Source organism: Pseudomonas nitroreducens, assembly GCF_010994165.1.
In the GTDB taxonomy this organism is placed as follows: domain Bacteria; phylum Pseudomonadota; class Gammaproteobacteria; order Pseudomonadales; family Pseudomonadaceae; genus Pseudomonas; species Pseudomonas nitroreducens.
Genome location: NZ_WMBX01000005.1, coordinates 425,871 through 447,263 on the forward strand (window position 1 = coordinate 425,871; position 21,393 = coordinate 447,263).

Consider the following 21,393-nt stretch of genomic DNA (forward strand, 5'->3'; position numbering starts at 1 on the left):
AAAGCATGAGCAGCACCCCAACCTCCGGGCTCTCCCAGGGCCTGCAAAATCGTCACGTCACGATGCTTTCGATCGCCGGCGCCATCGGCGCAGGCCTGTTCGTAGGCTCCGGCCACGCCATCGCCGAAGCCGGCCCGGCCGTCATGATTTCCTATCTGGTCGCCGGCCTGCTGGTGGTCCTGGTGATGCGCATGCTGGCCGAAATGGCCGTCGCGCAGCCGGACAGCGGCTCCTTCTCCACCTACGCCGACCGTGCCATCGGGCACTGGGCCGGCTTCACCATCGGCTGGTTGTACTGGTGGTTCTGGGTCCTGGTGATCCCACTGGAGGCCAACGCCGCCGCGGCCATCATCCACGCCTGGTTCCCCGGCGCGCCGATCTGGGTGCTGGCCTTCCTGATCACCTCCGCGCTGACCGTGACCAACCTGTTCAGCGTGAAGAACTACGGTGAGTTCGAGTTCTGGCTGGCGCTGATCAAGGTCGTCTCGATCATCGCCTTCCTGGTGCTGGGCTGCGCGGCCATCTTCGGCTTCTCGCCCAACAGCGAAGTCTCCGGCATCGGCCACCTGACCAGCGAAGGCTTCCTGCCCAAGGGCTGGGGCGCCGTGCTCGCGGCGCTGCTGACCACCATGTTCTCCTTCATGGGCTCGGAAATCGTCACCATCGCCGCCACCGAGTCCAAGGACCCGGAGCAGCAGATCACCCGTGCCACCAACTCGGTAATCTGGCGTATCGCGCTGTTCTACCTGCTGTCGATCCTGATCGTGGTCTGCCTGGTGCCGTGGAACGACCCGCGCCTGGTGAGCATGGGTTCCTACCAGACCGTGCTGGAACACCTGCACATCCCGTACGCCAAGCTGATCGTCGACATCATCGTCCTCGTCTCGGTAACCAGCTGCCTGAACTCGGCGCTCTACACCGCTTCGCGCATGATGTACTCGCTGAGCAAGCGCGGCGATGCACCGAAGATCGCCCAGGTAACCAGCGTCAGCCGTACTCCGGTGTATGCCGTGCTGCTGTCCACCGCCATGGCCTTCCTCTGCACCTTCGCCAACTACCTCGCCCCGGCCGAAGTGTTCAACTTCCTGCTGGCCAGCTCCGGCGCCATCGCCCTGCTGGTGTACCTGGTGATCGCCCTGTCGCAGCTGCGCATGCGCAAGAAGCTGCTCGCCCAGGGCCACCAGCTGAAGCTGAAGATGTGGCTGTTCCCCTGGCTGACCTGGGCGGTGATTCTGTTCATCGTCGGCGCCCTGGTGATCATGCTGATCCGTCCGGATCACCGCATGGAAGTGGTCGCCACTACCCTGCTGACCGTCGTAGTGGTCTGCTCCGGCCTGCTGGTGTCCAACCGCCGCAAGGCCCAGCGCGCCGCCGGCCTGGTGGGCGATGCCGCGTGACGCGCTCTGATGGGGCCTGATGCTCCATGAGGGAACGAAAAGCCCCGCTGTGAAGCGGGGCTTTTTTGTTTTCGGGGAAAGCCTCTGCTGTTCGGGCCGATCACGGACGGAGTCCGCTCCCACGCGCGGATTGGCTTTTGTCGGTGCGAGGTTGGTTCGCGATACGCCGGAAGGCCCGGTGCCGGGTCGCGAACCCCGGAGCCAGAAACGAAAAAGCCCCGCATCCGCGGGGCTTTTCAGTTCGGCATCAGGCTCAGTGGTACTGTGCCGACAGCTCGTGCACGGCCTCGAAGAAAGCACCGGCATGGGCCGGGTCGACTTCCGGGGTGACGCCGTGGCCGAGGTTGAACACGTGGCCATTGCCGTTACCAAAGGCACCGAGGATGCGTGCGACTTCAGTGCGAATGGCGTCCGGCTTGGCGTAAAGCACTGCCGGGTCCATGTTGCCCTGCAGGGCAACCTTGTCGCCGACGCGGGCGCGGGCGCTGCCGATATCGCAGGTCCAGTCCAGACCCAGGGCTTCGGCGCCGGTATTGGCCATGGACTCCAGCCAGAGGCCGCCGCCCTTGGTGAAGAGGATCACCGGCACACGGCGCCCTTCGTGTTCGCGGATCAGACCGTCGACGATCTTCTGCATGTAGGCCAGGGAGAACTCCTGATAGGCCGCCGCCGACAGCGCACCACCCCAGGAATCGAAGATCTGCACCGCCTGTGCGCCGGCAAGGATCTGGCCGTTGAGGTAGCTGGTGACCGACTGGGCCAGCTTGTCCAACAGCGCGTGCAGGGCCTGCGGGTTGTCGTAGAGCATCGCCTTGGTCTTGCGGAAGTCACGACTGGAGCCGCCTTCGACCATGTAGGTGGCCAGGGTCCAGGGGCTGCCGGAGAAGCCGATCAGCGGGACGCGGCCATTCAGCTCGCGGCGGATGGTGCGCACGGCGTCCATCACGTAGCCCAGGTCCTTCTCCGGATCGGGGATCGGCAGGGCGTCGATGTCGGCCTGGGTGCTGACGACTTTCTTGAAGCGCGGGCCTTCGCCGGTCTCGAAGTACAAACCCTGGCCCATGGCGTCGGGAATGGTGAGGATGTCGGAGAAGAGGATCGCGGCGTCCAGCTGCGGGTAGCGATCCAGCGGCTGCAGGGTCACTTCGCAGGCCATCTGCGGGTTCATGCACAGGCTCATGAAGTCACCGGCCTTCGCGCGAGTGGCGCGGTACTCCGGCAGGTAGCGGCCGGCCTGGCGCATCATCCAGACGGGAGTGACATCGACGGGCTGCTTGAGCAGGGCGCGGAGGAAGCGATCGTTCTTCAGGGCAGTCATAACGGCATCCGGAAAAAAAGTGCGGGCATTTTCGCAAAGCCCAAACGAAAAGGCACGGCGGGTGCCGTGCCTTTCGTCCATCGCGACAGTTTGTCGCTGCGCCATTCTCGTAGGGCGCATAACGCCACAGGCGTTATCCGCCGCGGCGGATAAGGCATTCTGCCTTATTCGCCCTACAGGGAACGCACTCAGACGCCCAGGTAGTCGAGGATACCTTCGGCTGCCGTGCGGCCTTCGAATATCGCCGTCACCACCAGGTCGGAACCACGGACCATGTCGCCACCGGCGAAGATCTTCGGGTTGCTGGTCTGGTGCTTGAACTGCGCGGCGGCCGGGGCGATGACACGGCCCTGGCTGTCGATTTCCACCTGGTGCTGGTCGAACCACGGCGCCGGGCTCGGGCGGAAGCCGAAGGCGATCAGCACGGCTTCGGCCGGGATGATTTCCTCGGAGCCCGGGATCGGCTCGGGGCTGCGACGACCACGGGCGTCCGGTTCGCCGAGACGGGTCTCGACCACCTTCACGCCTTCCACCTTGTCCTCGCCGACGATGGCGATGGGCTGGCGGTTGAAGAGGAACTTCACGCCTTCTTCCTTGGCGTTCTTCACCTCTTTGCGCGAGCCGGGCATGTTCTCTTCGTCACGACGGTAGGCGCAGGTCACGCTCTTCGCGCCCTGGCGGATCGAGGTGCGGTTGCAGTCCATCGCGGTGTCGCCACCGCCCAGTACCACGACGCGCTTGCCCTTCATGTCGACGAAGTCTTCCGGCGACTTCTCGAAGCCCAGGTTGCGGTTCACGTTGGCGATCAGGAAGTCCAGCGCGTCGTGCACGCCGGGCAGGTCCTCGCCGGGGAAGCCGCCTTTCATGTAGGTGTAGGTGCCCATGCCCATGAACACGGCATCGTACTCATCGAGCAGTTGCGACAGGGTGATGTCCTTGCCGATCTCGGTGTTCAGGCGGAACTCGATGCCCATGCCGGTAAAGACTTCGCGACGGCGCGAGAGCACCTGCTTCTCCAGCTTGAACTCGGGGATGCCGAAGGTCAGCAGGCCGCCGATTTCCGGGTTCTTGTCGAACACCACCGGAGTCACGCCGTTACGCACCAACACGTCGGCGCAGCCCAGGCCGGCCGGGCCCGCACCGATCACGGCGACGCGCTTGCCGGTGGGCTTGACCTTGGACATGTCCGGGCGCCAGCCCATGGCGAAGGCGGTGTCGGTGATGTACTTCTCCACCGAGCCGATAGTGACCGCGCCGAAGCCGTCGTTCAGGGTGCAGGCGCCTTCGCACAGGCGATCCTGCGGGCACACCCGGCCGCAGACTTCCGGCAGGGTGTTGGTCTGATGGGACAGTTCGGCGGCGGCGAGGATGTTGCCTTCGGAGACCAGCTTCAACCAGTTGGGGATGAAGTTGTGCACCGGGCACTTCCACTCGCAGTAGGGGTTGCCGCAGCCCAGGCAACGGTGGGCCTGGTCAGCCGCCTGTTGCGGCTTGAACAGGTCGTAGATTTCCACGAACTCGCGCTTGCGCTGGCGAAGAAGCTTCTTCTTCGGATCCTTGCGCCCGACTTCGATGAACTGGAAGTCGTTATTCAGGCGATCAGAACTCAGACGTTCAGACATTTAGAGACCTCATCAAACTTCAGGCGCTTATTGCGGGTTGGCACGGGTGCTGGTCAGCAGGGAACCGAGGCTGGCGGCCTTCGGTTTCACCAGCCAGAACCGACGCAGGTAGTCGTCGAGGTTCTCCAGCAGATGCGCGCCCCACTCGCTCGCGGTTTCCGCCACGTACTCGACCAGCACCTTGCGCAGGTGGCTGCGCTGGGCTTCCATCGCCTCGCCGCTGATCCGCTGGATTTCCACCAGCTCATGGTTCACGCGGTCAACGAAGGTGTTGTCCAGGTCGAGGACATAAGCAAAGCCACCGGTCATACCGGAGCCGAAGTTGTAGCCGGTCTTGCCCAGAACACAGATGAAACCGCCGGTCATGTACTCGCAGCAGTGGTCACCGGTGCCTTCCACGACGGCATGGGCGCCGGAGTTACGCACGCCGAAACGCTCGCCCGCGGTACCGGCGGCGAACAGCTTGCCGCCAGTGGCGCCGTACAGGCAGGTGTTGCCGACGATGGCCGACTCCTGCGACTTGAACGGGCTGCCCTTGGGCGGGGTGACGACCAGCTTGCCGCCGGTCATGCCCTTGCCCACGTAGTCGTTGGCGTCACCTTCCAGGTACAGGTGCAGGCCGCCGGCGTTCCACACGCCGAAGCTCTGGCCGGCGGTGCCCTTGAAGCGGAAGGTGATCGGCGCCTTGGCCATGCCCTGGTTGCCATGGACCTTGGCGATCTCGCCGGAAATCCGCGCGCCGATGGAACGGTCGCAGTTGCAGATATCCAGTTCGTACTCGCCGCCCTTGGCACCTTCGATGGCGCCGCGGGCCAGGTCGACCATCTTCTCGGCCAGCAGGCCCTGGTCGAACGGCGGGTTCTTCTCCACGATGCAGAACTGCGGCTTCTCGGCCGGGATCAGGTCGCTGCCCAGCAGCGGCGTGAGGTCGAGGTTGCCCTGCTTGGGCGTCTCGCCCGGGAGGATTTCCAGCAGGTCGGTGCGGCCGATCAGCTCTTCCAGGCTGCGCACGCCGAGCTTGGCCAGCCACTCGCGGGTCTCGCTGGCGATGAAGGTGAAGAAGTTCACCACCATGTCCACGGTACCGATGAAGTGGTCCTTGCGCAGCTTGTCGTTCTGGGTGGCGACGCCGGTGGCGCAGTTGTTCAGGTGGCAGATGCGCAGATACTTGCAGCCCAGGGCGATCATCGGCGCGGTACCGAAGCCGAAGCTCTCGGCGCCGAGGATCGCCGCCTTGATGACGTCCAGGCCGGTCTTCAGGCCGCCGTCGGTCTGCACCCGGACCTTGCCGCGCAGATCATTGCCGCGCAGAGTCTGGTGCGCCTCGGCGAGGCCCAGCTCCCACGGCGAGCCGGCGTACTTGATGGAGGTGATCGGCGAAGCGCCGGTACCGCCGTCGTAGCCGGAGATGGTGATCAGGTCGGCGTAGGCCTTGGCCACGCCGGCGGCAATGGTGCCCACGCCCGGTTCGGACACCAGCTTCACCGACACCAGCGCCTGCGGGTTGACCTGCTTGAGGTCGAAGATCAGTTGGGCGAGGTCTTCGATGGAGTAGATGTCGTGGTGCGGCGGCGGCGAGATCAGGGTCACGCCGGGAACTGCGTAGCGCAGGCGGGCGATCAGACCGTTGACCTTGCCGCCCGGCAGTTGGCCGCCTTCGCCGGGTTTGGCGCCCTGGGCCACCTTGATCTGCAGGACTTCAGCATTGACCAGGTATTCCGGGGTCACGCCAAAGCGGCCGGTGGCCACCTGCTTGATCTTCGAGCTCTTCAGCGTGCCGTAGCGCGCCGGGTCCTCGCCGCCTTCACCGGAGTTGGAGCGGCCGCCCAGGCGGTTCATCGCCTCGGCCAGTGCCTCGTGGGCCTCCGGCGACAGCGCGCCGAGGGAAATGCCGGCGGCGTCGAAGCGCTTGAAGATGGCTTCCAGCGGCTCGATCTCGTCCAGGCTCAGCGGCTGCTCGGCAGGTTTCACCTTGAGCAGGTCGCGCAGCATGGACACCGGGCGGCTGTCCACCAGCGCGGTGTATTCCTTGAATTTGGCGTAGTCGCCCTGCTGCACGGCGGCCTGCAGGGTGTTCACCACGTCCGGGTTGTAGGCGTGGTACTCGCCGCCGTAGACGAACTTCAGCAGGCCGCCCTGCTGGATCGCCTTGCGGTTGTTCCAGGCTTCATTGGCCAGCAGCTTCTGCTCGTTCTCGATGTCGAGGAAGCGCGCGCCCTGGATACGGCTCGGGGTACCCGGGAAGCACAGGCCGGTGACTTCGTCGGCCAGGCCGATGGCTTCGAACAGCTGGGCGCCACGGTAGGAGGCGATGGTGGAGATGCCCATCTTCGAGAGGATCTTCAGCATCCCCTTGGAGATGCCCTTGCGGTAGTACTTGAACACCTCGTAGAGGTCGCCCAGCACTTCGCCGGTGCGGATCAGGTCGGCCAGCACTTCGTAGGCGAGGTACGGGTAGACCGCGGACGCACCGAAGCCCACCAGCACCGCGAAGTGGTGCGGGTCACGGGCGGTGGCGGTTTCCACCAGGATGTTGGAGTCGCAGCGCAGGCCGGTCTGCACCAGACGGTGGTGCACGGCGCCGACGGCCAGGGCCGCGTGCACCGGCAGCTTGCCGGGGGCGATCTGACGGTCGGACAGCACCAGCAGCACCTTGCCGGCGCGTACGGCTTCCTCGGCCTGGTCGGCGATGTTGCGCACGGCCGCTTCGAGGCCGACGGACTCGTCGTAGTTCAGGTCGATGTGGTGCAGGTCGAAGCCCGGGCGCTCCAGATTCATCAGGGTCCGCCACTTGGCCGGGGAAATCACCGGGGTGGTCAGGATCGCCTGGTTGGCGTGGTGCGGGGACTCTTCGAAGATGTTCTGCTCGATGCCCAGACAGGTCTCCAGGGACATCACGATCGCTTCGCGCAGCGGGTCGATCGGCGGGTTGGTGACCTGCGCGAAGACCTGGCGGAAGTAGTCGTAGGGCGAACGGATACGCTTGGACAGCACCGCCATCGGCGTGTCATCGCCCATCGAGCCGACCGCTTCCTGACCCTGCTCGGCGAGCGGGCGCAGCACCTGGTCACGCTCCTCGAAGGTGACCTGGAACATTTTCATGTACTGCTTGAGCTGGTCGCCGTCGTAGCTTGCCACGCCCTGGTCGTCGTCCAGGGTGGCCTGGATGCGTAGCGCGCTCTGGCGCAGCCACTGCTTGTACGGGTGGCGCGACTTCAGGCGGTTGTCGATGTCCTCGGTCTGCAGCAGCTGGCCAGTCTCGGTGTCCACCGCGAGGATCTGCCCCGGGCCGACACGGCCCTTGGCGATGACATCCTCGGGCTTGTAGTCCCACACGCCGATTTCCGAGGCGAGGGTGATGTAGCCGTTCTTGGTGGTGACCCAGCGCGAGGGGCGCAGGCCGTTGCGGTCGAGCAGGCAGACGGCGTAGCGGCCGTCGGTCAGCACGACGCCGGCGGGACCGTCCCACGGCTCCATGTGCAGCGAGTTGAATTCGTAGAACGCGCGCAGGTCGGCGTCCATGGTCTCGACGTTCTGCCAGGCCGGCGGAATGATCATGCGCAGGCCACGGAACATGTCCATGCCCCCGGTGACCATCAGCTCGAGCATGTTGTCCATGCTGGAGGAGTCCGAACCCACGCGGTTGACCAGCGGGCCGAGCTCGTCCAGGTCCGGCATCCACTCGTTGGCGAACTTGGCACGACGGGCCTGGGCCCAGTTGCGGTTGCCGGTGATGGTGTTGATCTCGCCGTTGTGCGCCAGCAGGCGGAACGGCTGGGCCAGCGGCCATTTCGGCAGGGTGTTGGTGGAGAAGCGCTGGTGGAAGACGCAGATGGCGGTCTTCAGGCGCTCGTCGGAGAGGTCCGGATAGAAGGCGGCGAGGTCCGCCGGCATCATCAGGCCCTTATAGATGATGGTCTTGTGCGAGAAGCTGCAGACGTAGTGGTCGGCGTCCTCGGCGTTGGCCACGGAGGAACGGCGACGGGAGCTGAACAGCTTGACCGCGAATTCCTGGTCGGACAGGCCTTCGCCGCCGATGAACACCTGCTCGATCTGCGGCAGGCGCTCCAGCGCCAGGCGACCCAGCACGCGGGTGTCGATCGGCACCTTGCGCCAGCCGACCAGCGTAAGGCCCGCACGCTCGATCTCGCGATTCATGTTCGCGCGGGCGGCTTCGGCTTTCACCGGGTCCTGGTTGAAGAAGACCATGCCCACGGCGTACTGGGCGGGCAGCTCGGCGTTGAAGGATTCCTTGGCCACGGCGCGCAGGAACTGGTCGGGCTTCTGGATCAGCAGCCCACAACCGTCCCCGGTTTTTCCGTCCGCGTTGATCCCACCTCGGTGGGTCATGCAGGTCAGTGCTTCGATGGCGGTTTGCAGAAGTTCGTGGCTTGCCTCGCCCGTCATATGGGCGATCAGACCGAATCCGCAGTTATCCTTGAACGTCTCAGGATGGTACAGACCTGCTTTCATAGGGAACTCTCACCGGCAAAACTTTTATAAATTCCAGGGTCTGCTGACGTTTCGCCATCGCCCTGTTTCGCCGTGCAGGCTCGTTTCCCGCGCACCCTAAAAGGCTCGGGCCGCCTCTATCGTGCAGCGCCGTTGTAGCCCCTGGTTCACCTGGAATGACCGTTCCGCGCGAGTTGCCGCGTCTTACCCAACGCGGCGGCGGTTCCGGCCCTGGCCATGACGAAACGTCAGCAGACCCTCTTCAAGCACTTCGCCTGTCTACCCGCTCAAGCGGCGAGTTTCCGATAGGCAAAGGGAGGTCATTGTACACACGGGGAAAGCGACGTCACTTAATTTTTTTGACGCACTACTGACACCCGATGTCGCATTTTTATAAGAATGCGACAAAAGAAACAAGCCAATAAAAAAGCCGAGACCCAGGGTATGGGGCTCGGCTTTTTCAGTATTGCGACAGTGCGACCTTTCAGCGCGCCCCGGCGATGTCCTGCTGGATGCTGGAGAAGGGTCGGGCCCAGGGCTTGGAGGCCTGGATCTTCGCCGGCAGCTTCTTGATCGCAGCCTGGGCGGCATTACGGTCAGCGAAGTTGCCGTAGGTCACCACATAGAACGGCTTGCCCTGCAGGTTCTTGCGGAAGTAGCGGTACTCGCCGCCGCCCTGCTGGCTGATGAAGGCCTTGGCACTGGCTTCGGAACCGGTGCCCAGCACCTGCACGGAGTAGCGCGACCCGGCCTGGGACTGATACCAGCTGCTGCCGCCGGCACTGCCGACGGCTGCGACGGGCTTGCTGGCGGCGGTCGCCGGCTTGGCGCTGGCAACGGTGGTGGCAGGTTTGGACGCTGCCGGCTTGGCAGTCTGGACAGGCTTGGCCGGTGCGGTAGCGGCCGGCTTGACCGGCTCCGGGCGCGGCGTAGCCGCCGGAGTCGGCGTGGGCTGGATAGCGGCCTGCTGTTGGGCGGGGGCCGGCGGAACCGGGTTCAGCGGTTTAGGGCCGTTGTTGGCCAGCGGAGTCACCGGCGGCGCGGTCGTGGTCACGGTCGGCGGAATGGCCGCGGACGGCATGGCGCCTTCGTCGGCATCCTCCTGGCCGCCGGCCTGGGCCATCGGCTCGCGGATCACCGGCTGGCTTTCGCCTACCAGCGGCAGCGGCAGCGGCTGGTTGGAACCGGCGAACTCCACCGACGGGCCATTACCCTGGGCATCAGGCTGCGGCTGAGTGTTCGGCTGCGGTGCAGCGCCATTCAGCGGCAGTTGCGACGAAGTCTGCGCAGCGGTGCTGCTCGCTGTCTCCGGCTTGGTGGTCTTGCCCTGCATGAACCAGGCAGCGATGACGCCAATCGCGACCACGCCCAGGATGGCCAGATGTTTCTTCGGCAGCTTGAAGCCGGCACCGGCCGCTTTGCGCTCGCCGCTCCGATCCGCCAGCATCGCCTCGATCATCGCGTCGCGGGCGGTCTGGTTGATAGTGCCCGGCCAACCACCGGATTGTTCGTGAATGTCGGCCAGCAGGTCGGCGGAGATCAGCTCGATGCCCTGCCCCGCGCCTTCCAGGCGCTGCGCGAGGTACTCGCGGGTCTCTTCCTCGCTGTAGGGTTGCAGTTCGATGGCATGGAAGCGCTCCTCGCCTTCGGACAGCACTTCCAGGCGCGACAGCAACTCGGGCTCGCCGAACAGGAAGACGTGCAGGCGCGCTTCGGAGTTGCCGGCAGCCAGCAGCAGCAGGACTTCGAGGGCGTCGTCGCGCAGTTGCTCGGCGTCGTCCACCAGCAGATAAACGTCCTGCCCGGTGATCGCCAACTGGGCGACCTTGGCGAGGATCGCCTCGATGCTGGTCTGGGTGATACCCAGGCCTTGCGCGAGCTGTCGCAGCAGGGTGGCTTCGTCGGTCACTGAGCGACCGGAAATCACCACACTGGAGACGGCGTCCTTGTTGGTGCTGGCCACCAGCGCCTGGCGCAGCAGCGTCTTGCCGCTGCCCAGCGGGCCGGTGACGGCCAGCAGCAGGTGGCTGTAGCGCGCCAGGTGGTGCAGCTGGCCCAGTACGGGCTTGCGCTGCGCCGGGAAGAACTTGAAGCCCGGGACCCGCGGTGCGAACGGATCGTGGCTGAACTGGTAGTGGGCCAGGAAGGCCTCATCGGCATGCAAGCTGGACATGGGACCTCAGTGTTCTCCTGCCTGACCGACCAGTGCCTGGTAGTCAGCGCGCAGTGTTTCTTCCAGAATCTCACGGGGGAATTCGGCGGTCACGACCGCGCCCCCCAGCCCTTGGAGCAATACCAGACGCAAACGGCCATCGAGCACTTTCTTGTCGACAGCCATGTGCTCGAGAAAATGCTCGGCGTTCATTTCCTGCGGCGGGACCACCGGCAGTTTCGCCGCAGCAAGCAGGCGGATACCGCGGTCGAGTTCGGCCTTTGTCAGCCATCCCAGCCGATGCGACATCTCAAGTGCCATCACGGTTCCCGCCCCCACCGCCTCACCGTGCAACCAGACGCCATACCCCATGTGGGTCTCGATGGCGTGGCCGAAGGTGTGGCCCAGATTGAGCGTGGCGCGGACGCCGGTTTCCTTCTCGTCGGCGCCGACCACTCGCGCCTTGGCGGCGCAGGAGCGCTCGATGGCCTCGGTCAGCGCGGTGGGCTCCAACGCCAGGAGGTCATCCATGTGCGCTTCCAGCCAGGTGAGGAAGGGCTCGTCGCAGATGAAGCCGTACTTGACCACTTCCGCCAAGCCCGCCGACAGCTCGCGCGGCGGCAGGGTCTTCAGGGTCGCGGTATCGATGACCACGGCCTGGGGCTGGTAGAAGGCCCCGACCATGTTCTTGCCCAGCGGGTGGTTGATGCCGGTCTTGCCGCCGACCGAGGAGTCCACCTGGGACAGCAGGGTGGTCGGCACCTGGATAAAGTCGACACCACGCTGGTAACAGGCCGCCGCGAAACCGGTCATGTCGCCGATGACGCCACCGCCCAGTGCAATCAGGGTGGTCTTGCGGTCATGGCGCGCGGTCAGCAGGCCATCGAAGATCAGTTGCAGGGTTTCCCACTGCTTGTAGGCCTCTCCGTCGGGGAGCACGACCGTGGTGACCTTGTAGCCGGCCAGGGTCTTCTGCAGTCGATCCAGGTACAGCGGCGCGATGGTTTCGTTGGTGACGATGGCTACCTGGCGGCCGCGAATATGCGGCTCGAAGTAGCGCGGATCGTCCAGCAGCCCTTCACCGATGTAGATCGGGTAGCTGCGATCGGCCAGATCGACGTTGAGTGTGCGCATGAAACCCCCAGGCAAGAAAGGGGACTAGGATACCGCAGATTGCAGCGCCGTTAATGGCGCTCAAGCTCACGCAACCGCTCCAGAATCTCCAGTACGACCAGGCGTGGAGGCCGCTCGTCGGTTTCGATGATCACGTCGGCGATTTCGCGATAGAGCGGGTCGCGCATCTGCATGAGATCACGAAGGATCTGGTCCGGATTGGGCTTCTGCAGCAGCGGGCGATTCTTGTCGCGCGCCGTGCGGGAAATCTGCTGCTCGACCGAGGCGTGCAGGTAGATCACCTTGCCGCCGGCCTTGAGGATGAGCCGATTGGCGTCGCGCATCACCGCGCCGCCACCGGTGGCAATGACCATGCCCCCTTCATCGCACAACTCGGCCAGCATCGCCTGCTCACGCTCACGGAAGCCCGCCTCGCCCTCGACATCGAATATCCAGGGGATGTTGGCTCCGCAGCGCTGCTCGATCTCTTTATCCGAATCTTTGAAGACGAGGTGAAGCTCTTTGGCGAGAAGACGCCCGATGGTGCTTTTACCAGCCCCCATCGGGCCTACCAGAATCAAATTGGACACGACATTGATCAACGGCCGACTGCAATGGCCTGATTATTCATGATCCGCGGGGTAAGGAAAACCAGTAGCTCGTTCTTGCTGTCGGTTACGTAATCGTTCTTGAACAGGCGGCCAATCATCGGCACGTCGCCCAGGAACGGTACCTTAGCCGTCGATTTGGTCTGGGTGTTGGAGAACACACCACCGATCACGATGGTTTCGCCATCGTTGACCAGCACCTTCGCGTTCACCTCGTTCTTCTTGATCGGCGGTACGCCGTTCAGGGCGTTGGCGTAGTCCGGCTCGTCCTTGTTGACCTTCACTTCCATGATGATGCGGTTGTCCGGCGTGATCTGCGGGGTTACTTCCAGGGACAGCGCAGCCTCCTTGAAGGACACCGAGGTCGCGCCGCTGGAGCTGGCTTCCTGGTAAGGAATCTCCGAGCCCTTGAGGATCTTCGCCGTTTCCTTGTCAGAGGTGACAACCTTCGGCTGCGAGACCACTTCACCGTTGCCGGTTTTCTCCATGGCGTTCAACTGGAGATCCAGGATGGTGTTGTTGGTGGTGAAGCCGATGCTGATACCCGAGGTCGGCGTGACATTCGAGGTTCCCAGATCGACGAAGGTATTGCCTGTGCTGTTGGTGCCGCCCGAAACATCGAAGTTGCCGTGACCGGACAACGAACCGCTCCAGTTCACACCCAGCTCCTTGGTGTAATCGACGTTGGCCTCGACAATCCGCGCCTCGATCATCACCTGGCGAACCGGGATGTCCAGCTGTGCGACGATACGGCGCAGCTCGTCCAGGCGATCCTGGGTCTGGTAGGCAATGATGCTGTTGGTACGGTCGTCGACGGTGATCGAGCCGCGATTTTCACCTTGAGCCGCGGCAGCGACACCCGGGGCAGCAGCGCCGCCAGTGACGGAGCTGAACAGCTTGGCGATATCCGCCGCCTTGGCGTAGTTCACCTGGATCAGTTCACGACGCAGGGGGGCGAGCTCGGCAATCTGCTTCTGCGCCTCCAACTCCTGACGCTCGCGAGCGGCGATTTCATCAGCCGGCGCAACCAGCAGCACGTTGCCCACTTTGCGCTTGTCCAGGCCCTTGGTCTTGAGCACCAGGTCCAGCGCCTGATCCCACGGTACGTTCTGCAGGCGCAGGGTGATGTTGCCCTGCACGGTGTCCGAGGCCACCAGGTTCAGGTCGGTGAAGTCGGCGATCAGCTGCAGCACCGAGCGCACATCAATGTCCTGGAAGTTCAGCGAAAGCTTTTCACCGGTGTAGGCGAAGGCGTCCTTCTTGCGCTTCTCGGCATCGTCCTGGGTCAGCGGCTTGATGCTGACGGTCATGCGATTGTCGGTCTGGTAGACGAGGTAGTCGTACAGCCCGGTCGGCTCGATAGTGATGCTGGCCTTGTCGCCGACAGCGGAAGCGTTGACGAGCTGCACCGGCGTGGCGAAGTCCTTCACATCCAGGCGGACGCGCAGGTTGTCCGGCAGCTGAGTGCGCGGGAAGTCGAGACGGATCTTGCCACCCTGCTCCTGAATGTCGGGGCTGACAGTCGGATCGGACAGATCGATCACGACATTACCTTCGCCCTGTTCGCCACGCTGGAAATCGATGTTGCGGATCGCCTTGCCTGCCGGAATGTAAGGCTTGGGCTGGGCGGGCTTGGCGGCTGCAGTTGGCGCAGCAGAGGCATAGGAACTCGACGGCGCGGCGCCAGCACCCACCACAACGTACAGATTCGAACCTTCCGCACGAGTGGAGTAAGGCACCAGGGTAGCCAGGTTGACGATGAGGCGCGTACGGTCCTTGGCCTCGACCACAGTCAGGCTGCGAGCGTTGCCCACGCCCAGCTCACGGTTCTTGCTGCCCAGCTTGTTCTGCACGCCCGGCAGATCCAGTGCGATACGCGCGGGCTGTTCGATGGTATAGCCACGCGGTGCGGCCACCGGCTCGTCGAAGCCGAGCTTGAGCTCCACGCGGTCGCCCGGCAGGGCCGCCACGTCGACACTCTGCAGATTTGCAGCCAGCAGGGTCGGTGCGAATACGGCCGCGAGCACGGAAATGCCCAAGCGGGAAAGCGTTTTATTCATCGTCTGAATCCGTCGTGCAGACTGCTGTTTGTTATCCATGTTCATCCCCGCCCTTAGGAGCGTTCCTTGAGAGTCAGGCTGCGCGGACGCTCTAGCCAGCCACCCTCACCATCAGGAACGATTTCAATCACGTCGATCTTGGCTTCGCTGATCGCAACGATCTTGCCGTCGTTACGCCCAAGGTAGTCACCCACCCGCACTCGATGCACCCCTCCTGCACCTTTGACGAGCGCAAACACCTGACTGTCCTTGCCCAGCGTACCGACCATTTCGAAGGTCTCGATATTGAAACCCTCGAGGAACTGCTTGACCCGGGTCTCGTCAGGCTTGATGACCTTGTTGCCCTTCTGCTTGACCGCCAGATCGATCTTCACTGGTGGCTGGAAAGGACTGCGCAAGGACGCAGCACTGTAGGTGAAGGCCTCGTATGCCTGGAACTTCGGCAGCGGCTCGATGGCACCTTTCGGGCGAGCACGCACTTCATCCATGAAACTCTGCAAGTCGGCAAAGTCGCTTCCCGAGCCGCAGCCGTTAAGGGTCAGGAGCAGGAAACTGCAAATGATCAGGCGCCCCCTCATTTCTTCTTCGCTCCTGCAGCCGGGACAGTAGCTTTCACGCCCTTGTCGTTGTACCGATAGGTCTTCGCCAGAATGCTCATGCGCAGCTTCGAGGTGCTGTCCGGGCTGGCCGGCTTGATGTCGAAATCATGCAGCGTCACGATGCGTGGCAGGCTGGCCACACCGCTGACGAAGGTAGCCAGGTCGTGATACCCCCCTACAACGCTGATCTGGATCGGCAGCTCGATGTAGAATTGCTGGGTAACTTCCGGCAGCAGCTTGATCTCTTCGAACTCCAGGCCACTGCCCAGACCGGTGCGGGTGATGTCTTCCAGCAGCCCAGGCACCTCGGTATCGCTCGGCAGTTGACGCAGCAAGGCACCGAAGGACTCTTCCATTTCCTTCATCTGTACCTTGTAGGCGTCCAGGTTTGCCGCCTGGAAGGCCTTGGTCGAGAACTGCTGCTTGAGGGTCTGCTCCTCGTCGCGATTGCGGTCCAGCTGATCCTGCAGATCCTTCAGGTGGAAGTTGTACCCGAGCACCAGTACCACAGCCATCACCAGTACGCAGGCGATGAACTTGACCGCTGCCGGCCAGGAGCCGAGGTTGTTCAGGTCAAGATCGTTGAAGTCGATCTTGCGCAAGCTCTCCAGAGAACTGGCCAGACTCATTTCTTGGCTCCTTGCGCGGCGCTGGTCTTGTTCTGTTCCTCGCCGCCGGGCTGCGTCTGCTGCACGGTCAGCTGGAAGACGTTCGCCTGATCCAGTGCGCCCTGGGTAACGGCCTTCACCTCGGTGAGGTTCGGCGACGTCAGCCACTCCGACGCATCCAGGTTGCGCATCAGGTTGGAGACGCGATTGTTGGATTCGGCCGCCCCCGCAATGGAAATCGACTTCCCGGACATCTTCAGCTCGGTGAAGAACACGCCATCGGGCAAGGTGCGAACCAGCTGATCGAAGACCCGGCCGATGATCGGACGGTTGCCCTGCAGGTCCTGGATGATCTTCATCCTTTCCAGCAACTGCTGGCGACGGGTCTTCAGCTCGCTGATCTCCTTGATCCGGGCATCCAGCACGGCGATTTCCTTGCGCAGGAAGTCGTTGCGCGCACTCTGGTTCTCGATGGCCGAATTGAAGTACTGGTCCCCCAGGAAAATCAGGGCCCCGGAGGCCAGCAGCACAGCACCGAGGATCACCAGGAAGCGTTGCTTGCGTTCCTCGCGCAGTTGCTCTCGCCAGGGCAATAAGTTGATGCGTGCCATCAGTCGAAACTCCTCATCGCCAGACCGCAGGCAATCATCAGCGCCGGCGCATCGCTGGCCAGCGCACCGGCGTTGACCTTGCCGCTCAGCACCATGTCGGCGAACGGGTTGGCCACCAGGGTCGGAGTACCGATCTTCTGCTGGATCAGGCGATCCAGGTCAGGGATGGACGCAGTGCCACCCGCCAGCAGGATGTAATCCACATCGTTGAACTGACCGGCGGCGAAAAAGAACTGCAAGGAACGGGACACCTGCTGGACCACGGCATCCTTGAACGGTTGCAGCACTTCGCTGTCGTAGTCATCCGGAAGACCGCCCTGCTTCTTGGCAAGGCCAGCTTCTTCGACCGACAGGCCATAGCGACGCTGGATTTCCTCGGTCAACTGACGCCCACCGAAGAGCTGTTCGCGCGTATAGATGGTGCGTCCGTGGTGCAGGACGCTCAGCGTGGTCATGGTGGCGCCGATATCGACCACCGCAACTGTGAGCTCGTCGGCATTGCCGCCCAACTGGTCTCCCAGCAGACTGAATGCTCGCTCCAGCGCATAGGCTTCGACGTCGACGACCTTGGCTGTCAGACCCGCGAGCGCCAGCGCAGCTTCGCGCACCTCGACGTTTTCCTTGCGGCAAGCGGCAAGAAGAACATCGACGCGCTCTGCGTTGCGCGCGGACGTGCCTTGCACCTCGAAGTCGATGGCAACCTCTTCGAGGGGATAGGGGATGTACTGGTCGGCCTCGATCTTCAGCTGATTTTCCAGCTCGTCGTCCGAGAGTCCGCCGTCCATCTCGATGGTTTTGGTGATGACCGCCGAGCCGGCAACCGCGACCGCAGACGTTTTCACAGCGGTCCGCGCCTTGGCGACCACACGTGACAACGCCTGGCCGACACCCTCCAGCTCAGCGATGTTCTTTTCTACCACTGCATTGGGCGGGAGCGGCTCGACAGCGTAGGCCTCTACCTTGTAGCGGCCTCCAGAGCGGCTCAATTCGAGAAGTTTGACCGAAGTCGAACTGATGTCTATCCCCAGCAGCGTGTTCGCTTTCTTATTGAAGAGCCCTAGCACGACTGATTTCCTATCAGCATCCGAGACTTACGGACGATTTATGTTTTTCCACATTAGATACCAGACTTGACAGCTTCGCAAATGGCTCGCCAGCAAAAAAACTGCTTATAATGTGATCAGCTTTTCCCTTTTTACCGCACCATCCGCTTAACTCTTTCTTTTCTCTGGAAATCCAAGACCTTCCGATGCGCCTGCTGAAGTTTCTGTGGTGGACTTGCGTCACCATTATTTGTGGAGTGCTGCTCAGTTTCAGCGGCGCCTATCTGTACCTCAGCCCGAACCTCCCTTCCGTGGAGGCCTTGCGCAACGTGCGATTGCAGATGCCGCTGCGGGTGTACAGTGCTGATAACAAATTGATAGCAGAGTTTGGCGAGATGCGCCGAACGCCGATTCGATTTGCTGAAATCCCCCCGGATTTCACCCACGCACTGTTATCGGCTGAAGATGACAATTTCGCCAACCATTATGGCGTGGACGTCAAAAGCCTGATGCGTGCTGCCGCGCAATTATTGAAGACTGGGCACATCCAGACCGGCGGCAGCACCATCACCATGCAGGTCGCGAAGAACTACTTCCTCACCAACGAGCGCAGCTTCTCCCGCAAGATCAACGAGATATTGCTCGCCCTGCAGATCGAACGTTCGCTCACCAAGGACGAGATCCTCGAGCTCTACGTGAACAAGATCTACCTGGGCAACCGCGCCTACGGCGTCGAGGCCGCGGCACAGGTCTACTACGGCAAGTCCATCAAGGACTTGAGCCTGGCCCAGATGGCGATGATCGCCGGCCTGCCCAAGGCGCCTTCGCGCTACAACCCACTGGCGAATGCCGCGCGCAGCCTGGAACGTCGAAATTGGATCCTCGAGCGCATGCTCAAGCTCGGCTTCATCGACCAGCAACGCTACCAGGCAGCCATCCAGGAACCGGTCGGCGCTTCCTACCACGTCCAGACTCCGGAACTGGCTGCCCCCTACATCGCCGAGATGGCCCGCGCCGAGCTGGTCGGTCGCTTTGGCGGCGACGCCTACACCGAAGGCTATCGCGTCTACACCACCGTACGCAGCGATCTGCAGGAAGACGCCAATACCGCCCTGCGCGAAGGCCTGCAGGATTACGACCAGCGCCACGGCTACCGCGGCCCCGAAACCCGCCTGCCTGGCAAGACCCGCGACGCCTGGCGCCAGGCTATCGCACAGCAGCGCCCGCTGGGCGGCCTGGAACCAGCCATCGTCGTCCAGGTCGAGAAAAGCGGTGCCATGGTCATGACCCGCGACGGCAAGGAAGAGGCCCTGAGCTGGGACGGCATGAAGTGGGCCCGCCCGTACCTGAGCAACAACAGCATGGGCCGCATCCCCAGCCAGCCCAGCGATGTGGTGCAAGCCGGCGATGTGATTCGCGTGCAACGCAAGGACGACGGCTCGCTGCGCCTGACCCAGGTGCCTGCCGCTCAGAGCGCCCTGGTGTCGCTGAACCCGCAGGACGGCGCGATCATGGCGCTGGTCGGTGGCTTCTCCTTCGAACAGAGCAACTACAACCGCGCCACCCAGGCCCGTCGCCAGCCCGGCTCTAGCTTCAAGCCGTTCATCTATAGCTGCGCACTGGACAACGGCTTCACTGCCGCCTCGCTGATCAACGATGCACCGGTGGTGTTCTACGACGAGTATCTGGACAAGGTCTGGCGCCCGAAGAACGACACCAATACCTTCCTCGGCCCGATTCCCATGCGTGAAGCGCTCTACAAGTCGCGCAACATGGTCTCGATCCGCATTCTCCAAGCCCTGGGCGTCAATCGCGCGCGCGAATGCATCAGCAAGTTCGGCCTGAACAAGGATGACCTGCCGCCCAACCTGTCCATGGCCCTGGGAACCGCGACCCTGACCCCGATGGAGATCGCCAGCGCCTGGACCGTCTTCGCCAATGGCGGGTTCAAGGTTTCACCCTATATCGTCCAGCGCATCGAAAGCCGCGACGGCCAGGTGCTTTACCAGGCCAACCCACCCAGCATTCCCCACGACGGGGAGCAGGTACAGGCACAGCCGCAACCGGCCGCTACCGACGCCTTCGGCAATGACGACCCGAGCCAAGCCAGGACCACGATCGAACCGGCGGCAGCCGAACGCGTCCTCGACGCCCGTACCGCGTACATCATGACCAGCATGCTGCAGGACGTGATCAAGCGCGGCACCGGCCGCCGCGCGCTGGCGCTCAAGCGCGACGATCTGGCAGGCAAGACCGGCACCACCAACGAGTCGAAGGATGCCTGGTTCTCCGGCTTCAACGCCGATTTCATGACCACCGTGTGGGTGGGCTTCGATCAGCCGGAAAGCCTTGGCCGCGCCGAGTACGGCGGTAACGTGGCCCTGCCGATCTGGATGCGCTACATGGGCGCGGCGCTCAAGGACAAGCCTTCGCATCTGCTGCCCGAGCCGCCCGGCATGGTCAGCCTGCGCATCGACCCTTACACCGGACGCGCGGCACCACCGGGCACACCAGGAGCGTACTTCGAGCTATTCAAGAACGAGGATACCCCGCCATCAACGAGAGAGCTGGCTCCGGGAGGGAGCGCCCCCCAAAGCGGTATGCCGGCGGATGAAGAAGCACCGATAGACCTGTTCTGACAGAAAGGCCCCTCCCAGGAGGGGCCTTCTCATTTTCGGGAATCATTCCCGACAAAATCATGGCATTTAGCCAAAGCATTGATTAATCTGGGCTTTGCGGCGGTGAACAACCCCAGGCGACCGACCCCATCCGGCACGTCAGGGGCTTCCCGCAGCAACTTCATCAGGAGATTCGAATGCCGCGCCCTCTGACTGGCTGGCTGTTCTGCCTGATCGTCCTTGTGCTCGGCGCGCCCCTGTTGCGCCTGCTCGCACAGCCACGCTCACTCGAGCCGGCGCCTGACCTCGTCTACCTGGACCAAATGTTTACCGTGCTGATTGCCAGCGCGGGCCTGGCCGGGTTGTTCATCGCCTTCCTGCTGCGCCTCGCAGGGCGAGTTCTGGTGGCACTGCTACTGCTCGTGCCGGCCATCATCCTTTGCGCGTGGCACCTGACCCACACCCATCTCGGCCCGGTGTCGCCCACAACGGAGCACTACGAGTGGCTGCTCGCGGGTCTGACGGTCTATGCACTGATATTGGCGGGCATCCATTGGCTGAACCAGGGCGAACACGGCCCGCGCAAAGCGCTGCGTTACCTGGGCCTCACCCTGCTGCTGCCGTGGTGCCTGGGGCTGTTCTACCTCGGGCGCCTCTACTACTGAGGCAAGTCGCGCCAGGTCAGGTAGACGCGCAGGTCGAACTCCAGCTGGTGATAACCGGGCAGCATGTGCTCGCAGAGCTGGTAGAAGGACTTGCTGTGATCGCGCTCCTTCAGGTGCGCCAACTCGTGGACGACGATCATCTGCAGGAACTCGGGAGCTGCCTCCTTGAACAACGAGGCAACACGGATCTCCTTCTTCGCCTTGAGCTTGCCGCCCTGCACACGCGAGATCGCCGTATTCAGGCCAAGCGCCCGCTGCACCACGTCCAGCTTGTTGTCGTAGAGCACCTTGTCCACCGCGGGCGCAGTGCGCATGTACTGCTGCTTGAGGTCCATGGCATAGCTGTACAGCGCCTTGTCGCTCTGCACGTCGTGGCGACCGGGGTAGCGGCGCTCCAGATACTCGCCGAGGCGGTCCTGCTCGATGAGCTGGCGCACCTGGTCCTGGAGCTGTGGCGGATAGGCCTGGAGATAGCGAAGCGGCTGCATGGGAAACGACTGGCGGAGAAAACGTCCGCCAGTCTACCG

Annotated in this window: 15 protein-coding genes; 3 read left to right on the top strand and 12 right to left on the bottom strand. The window is 63.2% G+C overall.

The features are described from left to right. Positions 1–5 precede the first annotated feature (5 nt). Positions 6–1,397, top strand: a complete 1,392-nt coding sequence (gabP, locus tag GJV37_RS23530) for a GABA permease (protein ID WP_038803337.1) — start codon at positions 6–8, stop codon at positions 1,395–1,397. 253 nt (positions 1,398–1,650) lie between these two features. On the opposite strand, the gene hemE is transcribed toward gabP, so the two are convergent. The 11 genes from hemE to GJV37_RS23585 all read right to left on the bottom strand — a co-directional run bounded on the left by hemE (position 1,651) and on the right by GJV37_RS23585 (position 17,604). Further along, positions 1,651–2,715: a uroporphyrinogen decarboxylase gene (hemE, locus tag GJV37_RS23535; protein WP_170858837.1), complete on the bottom strand. Its 1,065-nt coding sequence runs from the start codon at positions 2,713–2,715 to the stop codon at positions 1,651–1,653. 188 nt (positions 2,716–2,903) lie between these two features. Further along, positions 2,904–4,337, bottom strand: a complete 1,434-nt coding sequence (locus GJV37_RS23540; protein ID WP_084358661.1) for an FAD-dependent oxidoreductase — start codon at positions 4,335–4,337, stop codon at positions 2,904–2,906. 27 nt (positions 4,338–4,364) lie between these two features. Further along, a complete protein-coding gene (gene gltB / locus GJV37_RS23545) occupies positions 4,365–8,810 on the bottom strand; it encodes a glutamate synthase large subunit (protein ID WP_170858836.1) in 4,446 nt (1,481 codons plus the stop codon). Positions 8,811–9,273: 463 nt separating this feature from the next. Next, positions 9,274–10,962 carry an AAA family ATPase gene (locus GJV37_RS23550; RefSeq protein ID WP_170858835.1) on the bottom strand — a complete coding sequence of 563 codons (1,689 nt, stop codon included), beginning with the start codon at positions 10,960–10,962 and terminating at the stop codon, positions 9,274–9,276. Positions 10,963–10,968: 6 nt separating this feature from the next. Beyond that, entirely contained in the window at positions 10,969–12,075 is a 1,107-nt protein-coding gene (aroB, locus tag GJV37_RS23555; protein WP_024764143.1) for a 3-dehydroquinate synthase, read from the bottom strand. Positions 12,076–12,125: 50 nt separating this feature from the next. Beyond that, entirely contained in the window at positions 12,126–12,644 is a 519-nt protein-coding gene (gene aroK, locus GJV37_RS23560) for a shikimate kinase AroK (RefSeq protein WP_024764144.1), read from the bottom strand. Positions 12,645–12,652: 8 nt separating this feature from the next. Beyond that, positions 12,653–14,722, bottom strand: coding sequence for a type IV pilus secretin PilQ (locus GJV37_RS23565; RefSeq protein WP_170858834.1), 2,070 nt, complete (start codon positions 14,720–14,722; stop codon positions 12,653–12,655). Positions 14,723–14,775: 53 nt separating this feature from the next. After that, positions 14,776–15,300, bottom strand: a complete 525-nt coding sequence (gene pilP / locus GJV37_RS23570; RefSeq protein ID WP_024764145.1) for a type 4a pilus biogenesis lipoprotein PilP — start codon at positions 15,298–15,300, stop codon at positions 14,776–14,778. Further along, positions 15,297–15,950, bottom strand: a complete 654-nt coding sequence (pilO, locus tag GJV37_RS23575) for a type 4a pilus biogenesis protein PilO (protein WP_170858833.1) — start codon at positions 15,948–15,950, stop codon at positions 15,297–15,299. Before pilO ends, pilP begins: the two co-directional genes overlap by 4 nt. After that, on the bottom strand, positions 15,947–16,540 hold the full coding sequence (gene pilN / locus GJV37_RS23580; protein WP_169935941.1) for a type 4a pilus biogenesis protein PilN: 594 nt from the start codon (positions 16,538–16,540) through the stop codon (positions 15,947–15,949). Before pilN ends, pilO begins: the two co-directional genes overlap by 4 nt. Continuing rightward, positions 16,540–17,604 (bottom strand): pilus assembly protein PilM, encoded by a 1,065-nt coding sequence (locus tag GJV37_RS23585; RefSeq protein WP_024764148.1) that lies wholly within the window; start codon positions 17,602–17,604, stop codon positions 16,540–16,542. The genes pilN and GJV37_RS23585 overlap by 1 nt, the downstream gene beginning before the upstream one ends. 185 nt (positions 17,605–17,789) lie before the next feature. Between GJV37_RS23585 and GJV37_RS23590 the strand changes: the two genes are divergently transcribed. Continuing rightward, positions 17,790–20,222, top strand: a complete 2,433-nt coding sequence (locus GJV37_RS23590; protein ID WP_170858832.1) for a penicillin-binding protein 1A — start codon at positions 17,790–17,792, stop codon at positions 20,220–20,222. 176 nt (positions 20,223–20,398) lie between these two features. Further along, positions 20,399–20,866 (top strand): hypothetical protein, encoded by a 468-nt coding sequence (locus tag GJV37_RS23595; RefSeq protein WP_193452982.1) that lies wholly within the window; start codon positions 20,399–20,401, stop codon positions 20,864–20,866. Here GJV37_RS23595 and GJV37_RS23600 read toward each other — a convergent pair. Continuing rightward, positions 20,860–21,354, bottom strand: a complete 495-nt coding sequence (locus GJV37_RS23600; RefSeq protein ID WP_054911084.1) for a YgjP-like metallopeptidase domain-containing protein — start codon at positions 21,352–21,354, stop codon at positions 20,860–20,862. The two genes, GJV37_RS23595 and GJV37_RS23600, sit on opposite strands and share 7 nt — an antisense overlap. Positions 21,355–21,393: the final 39 nt, after the last annotated feature.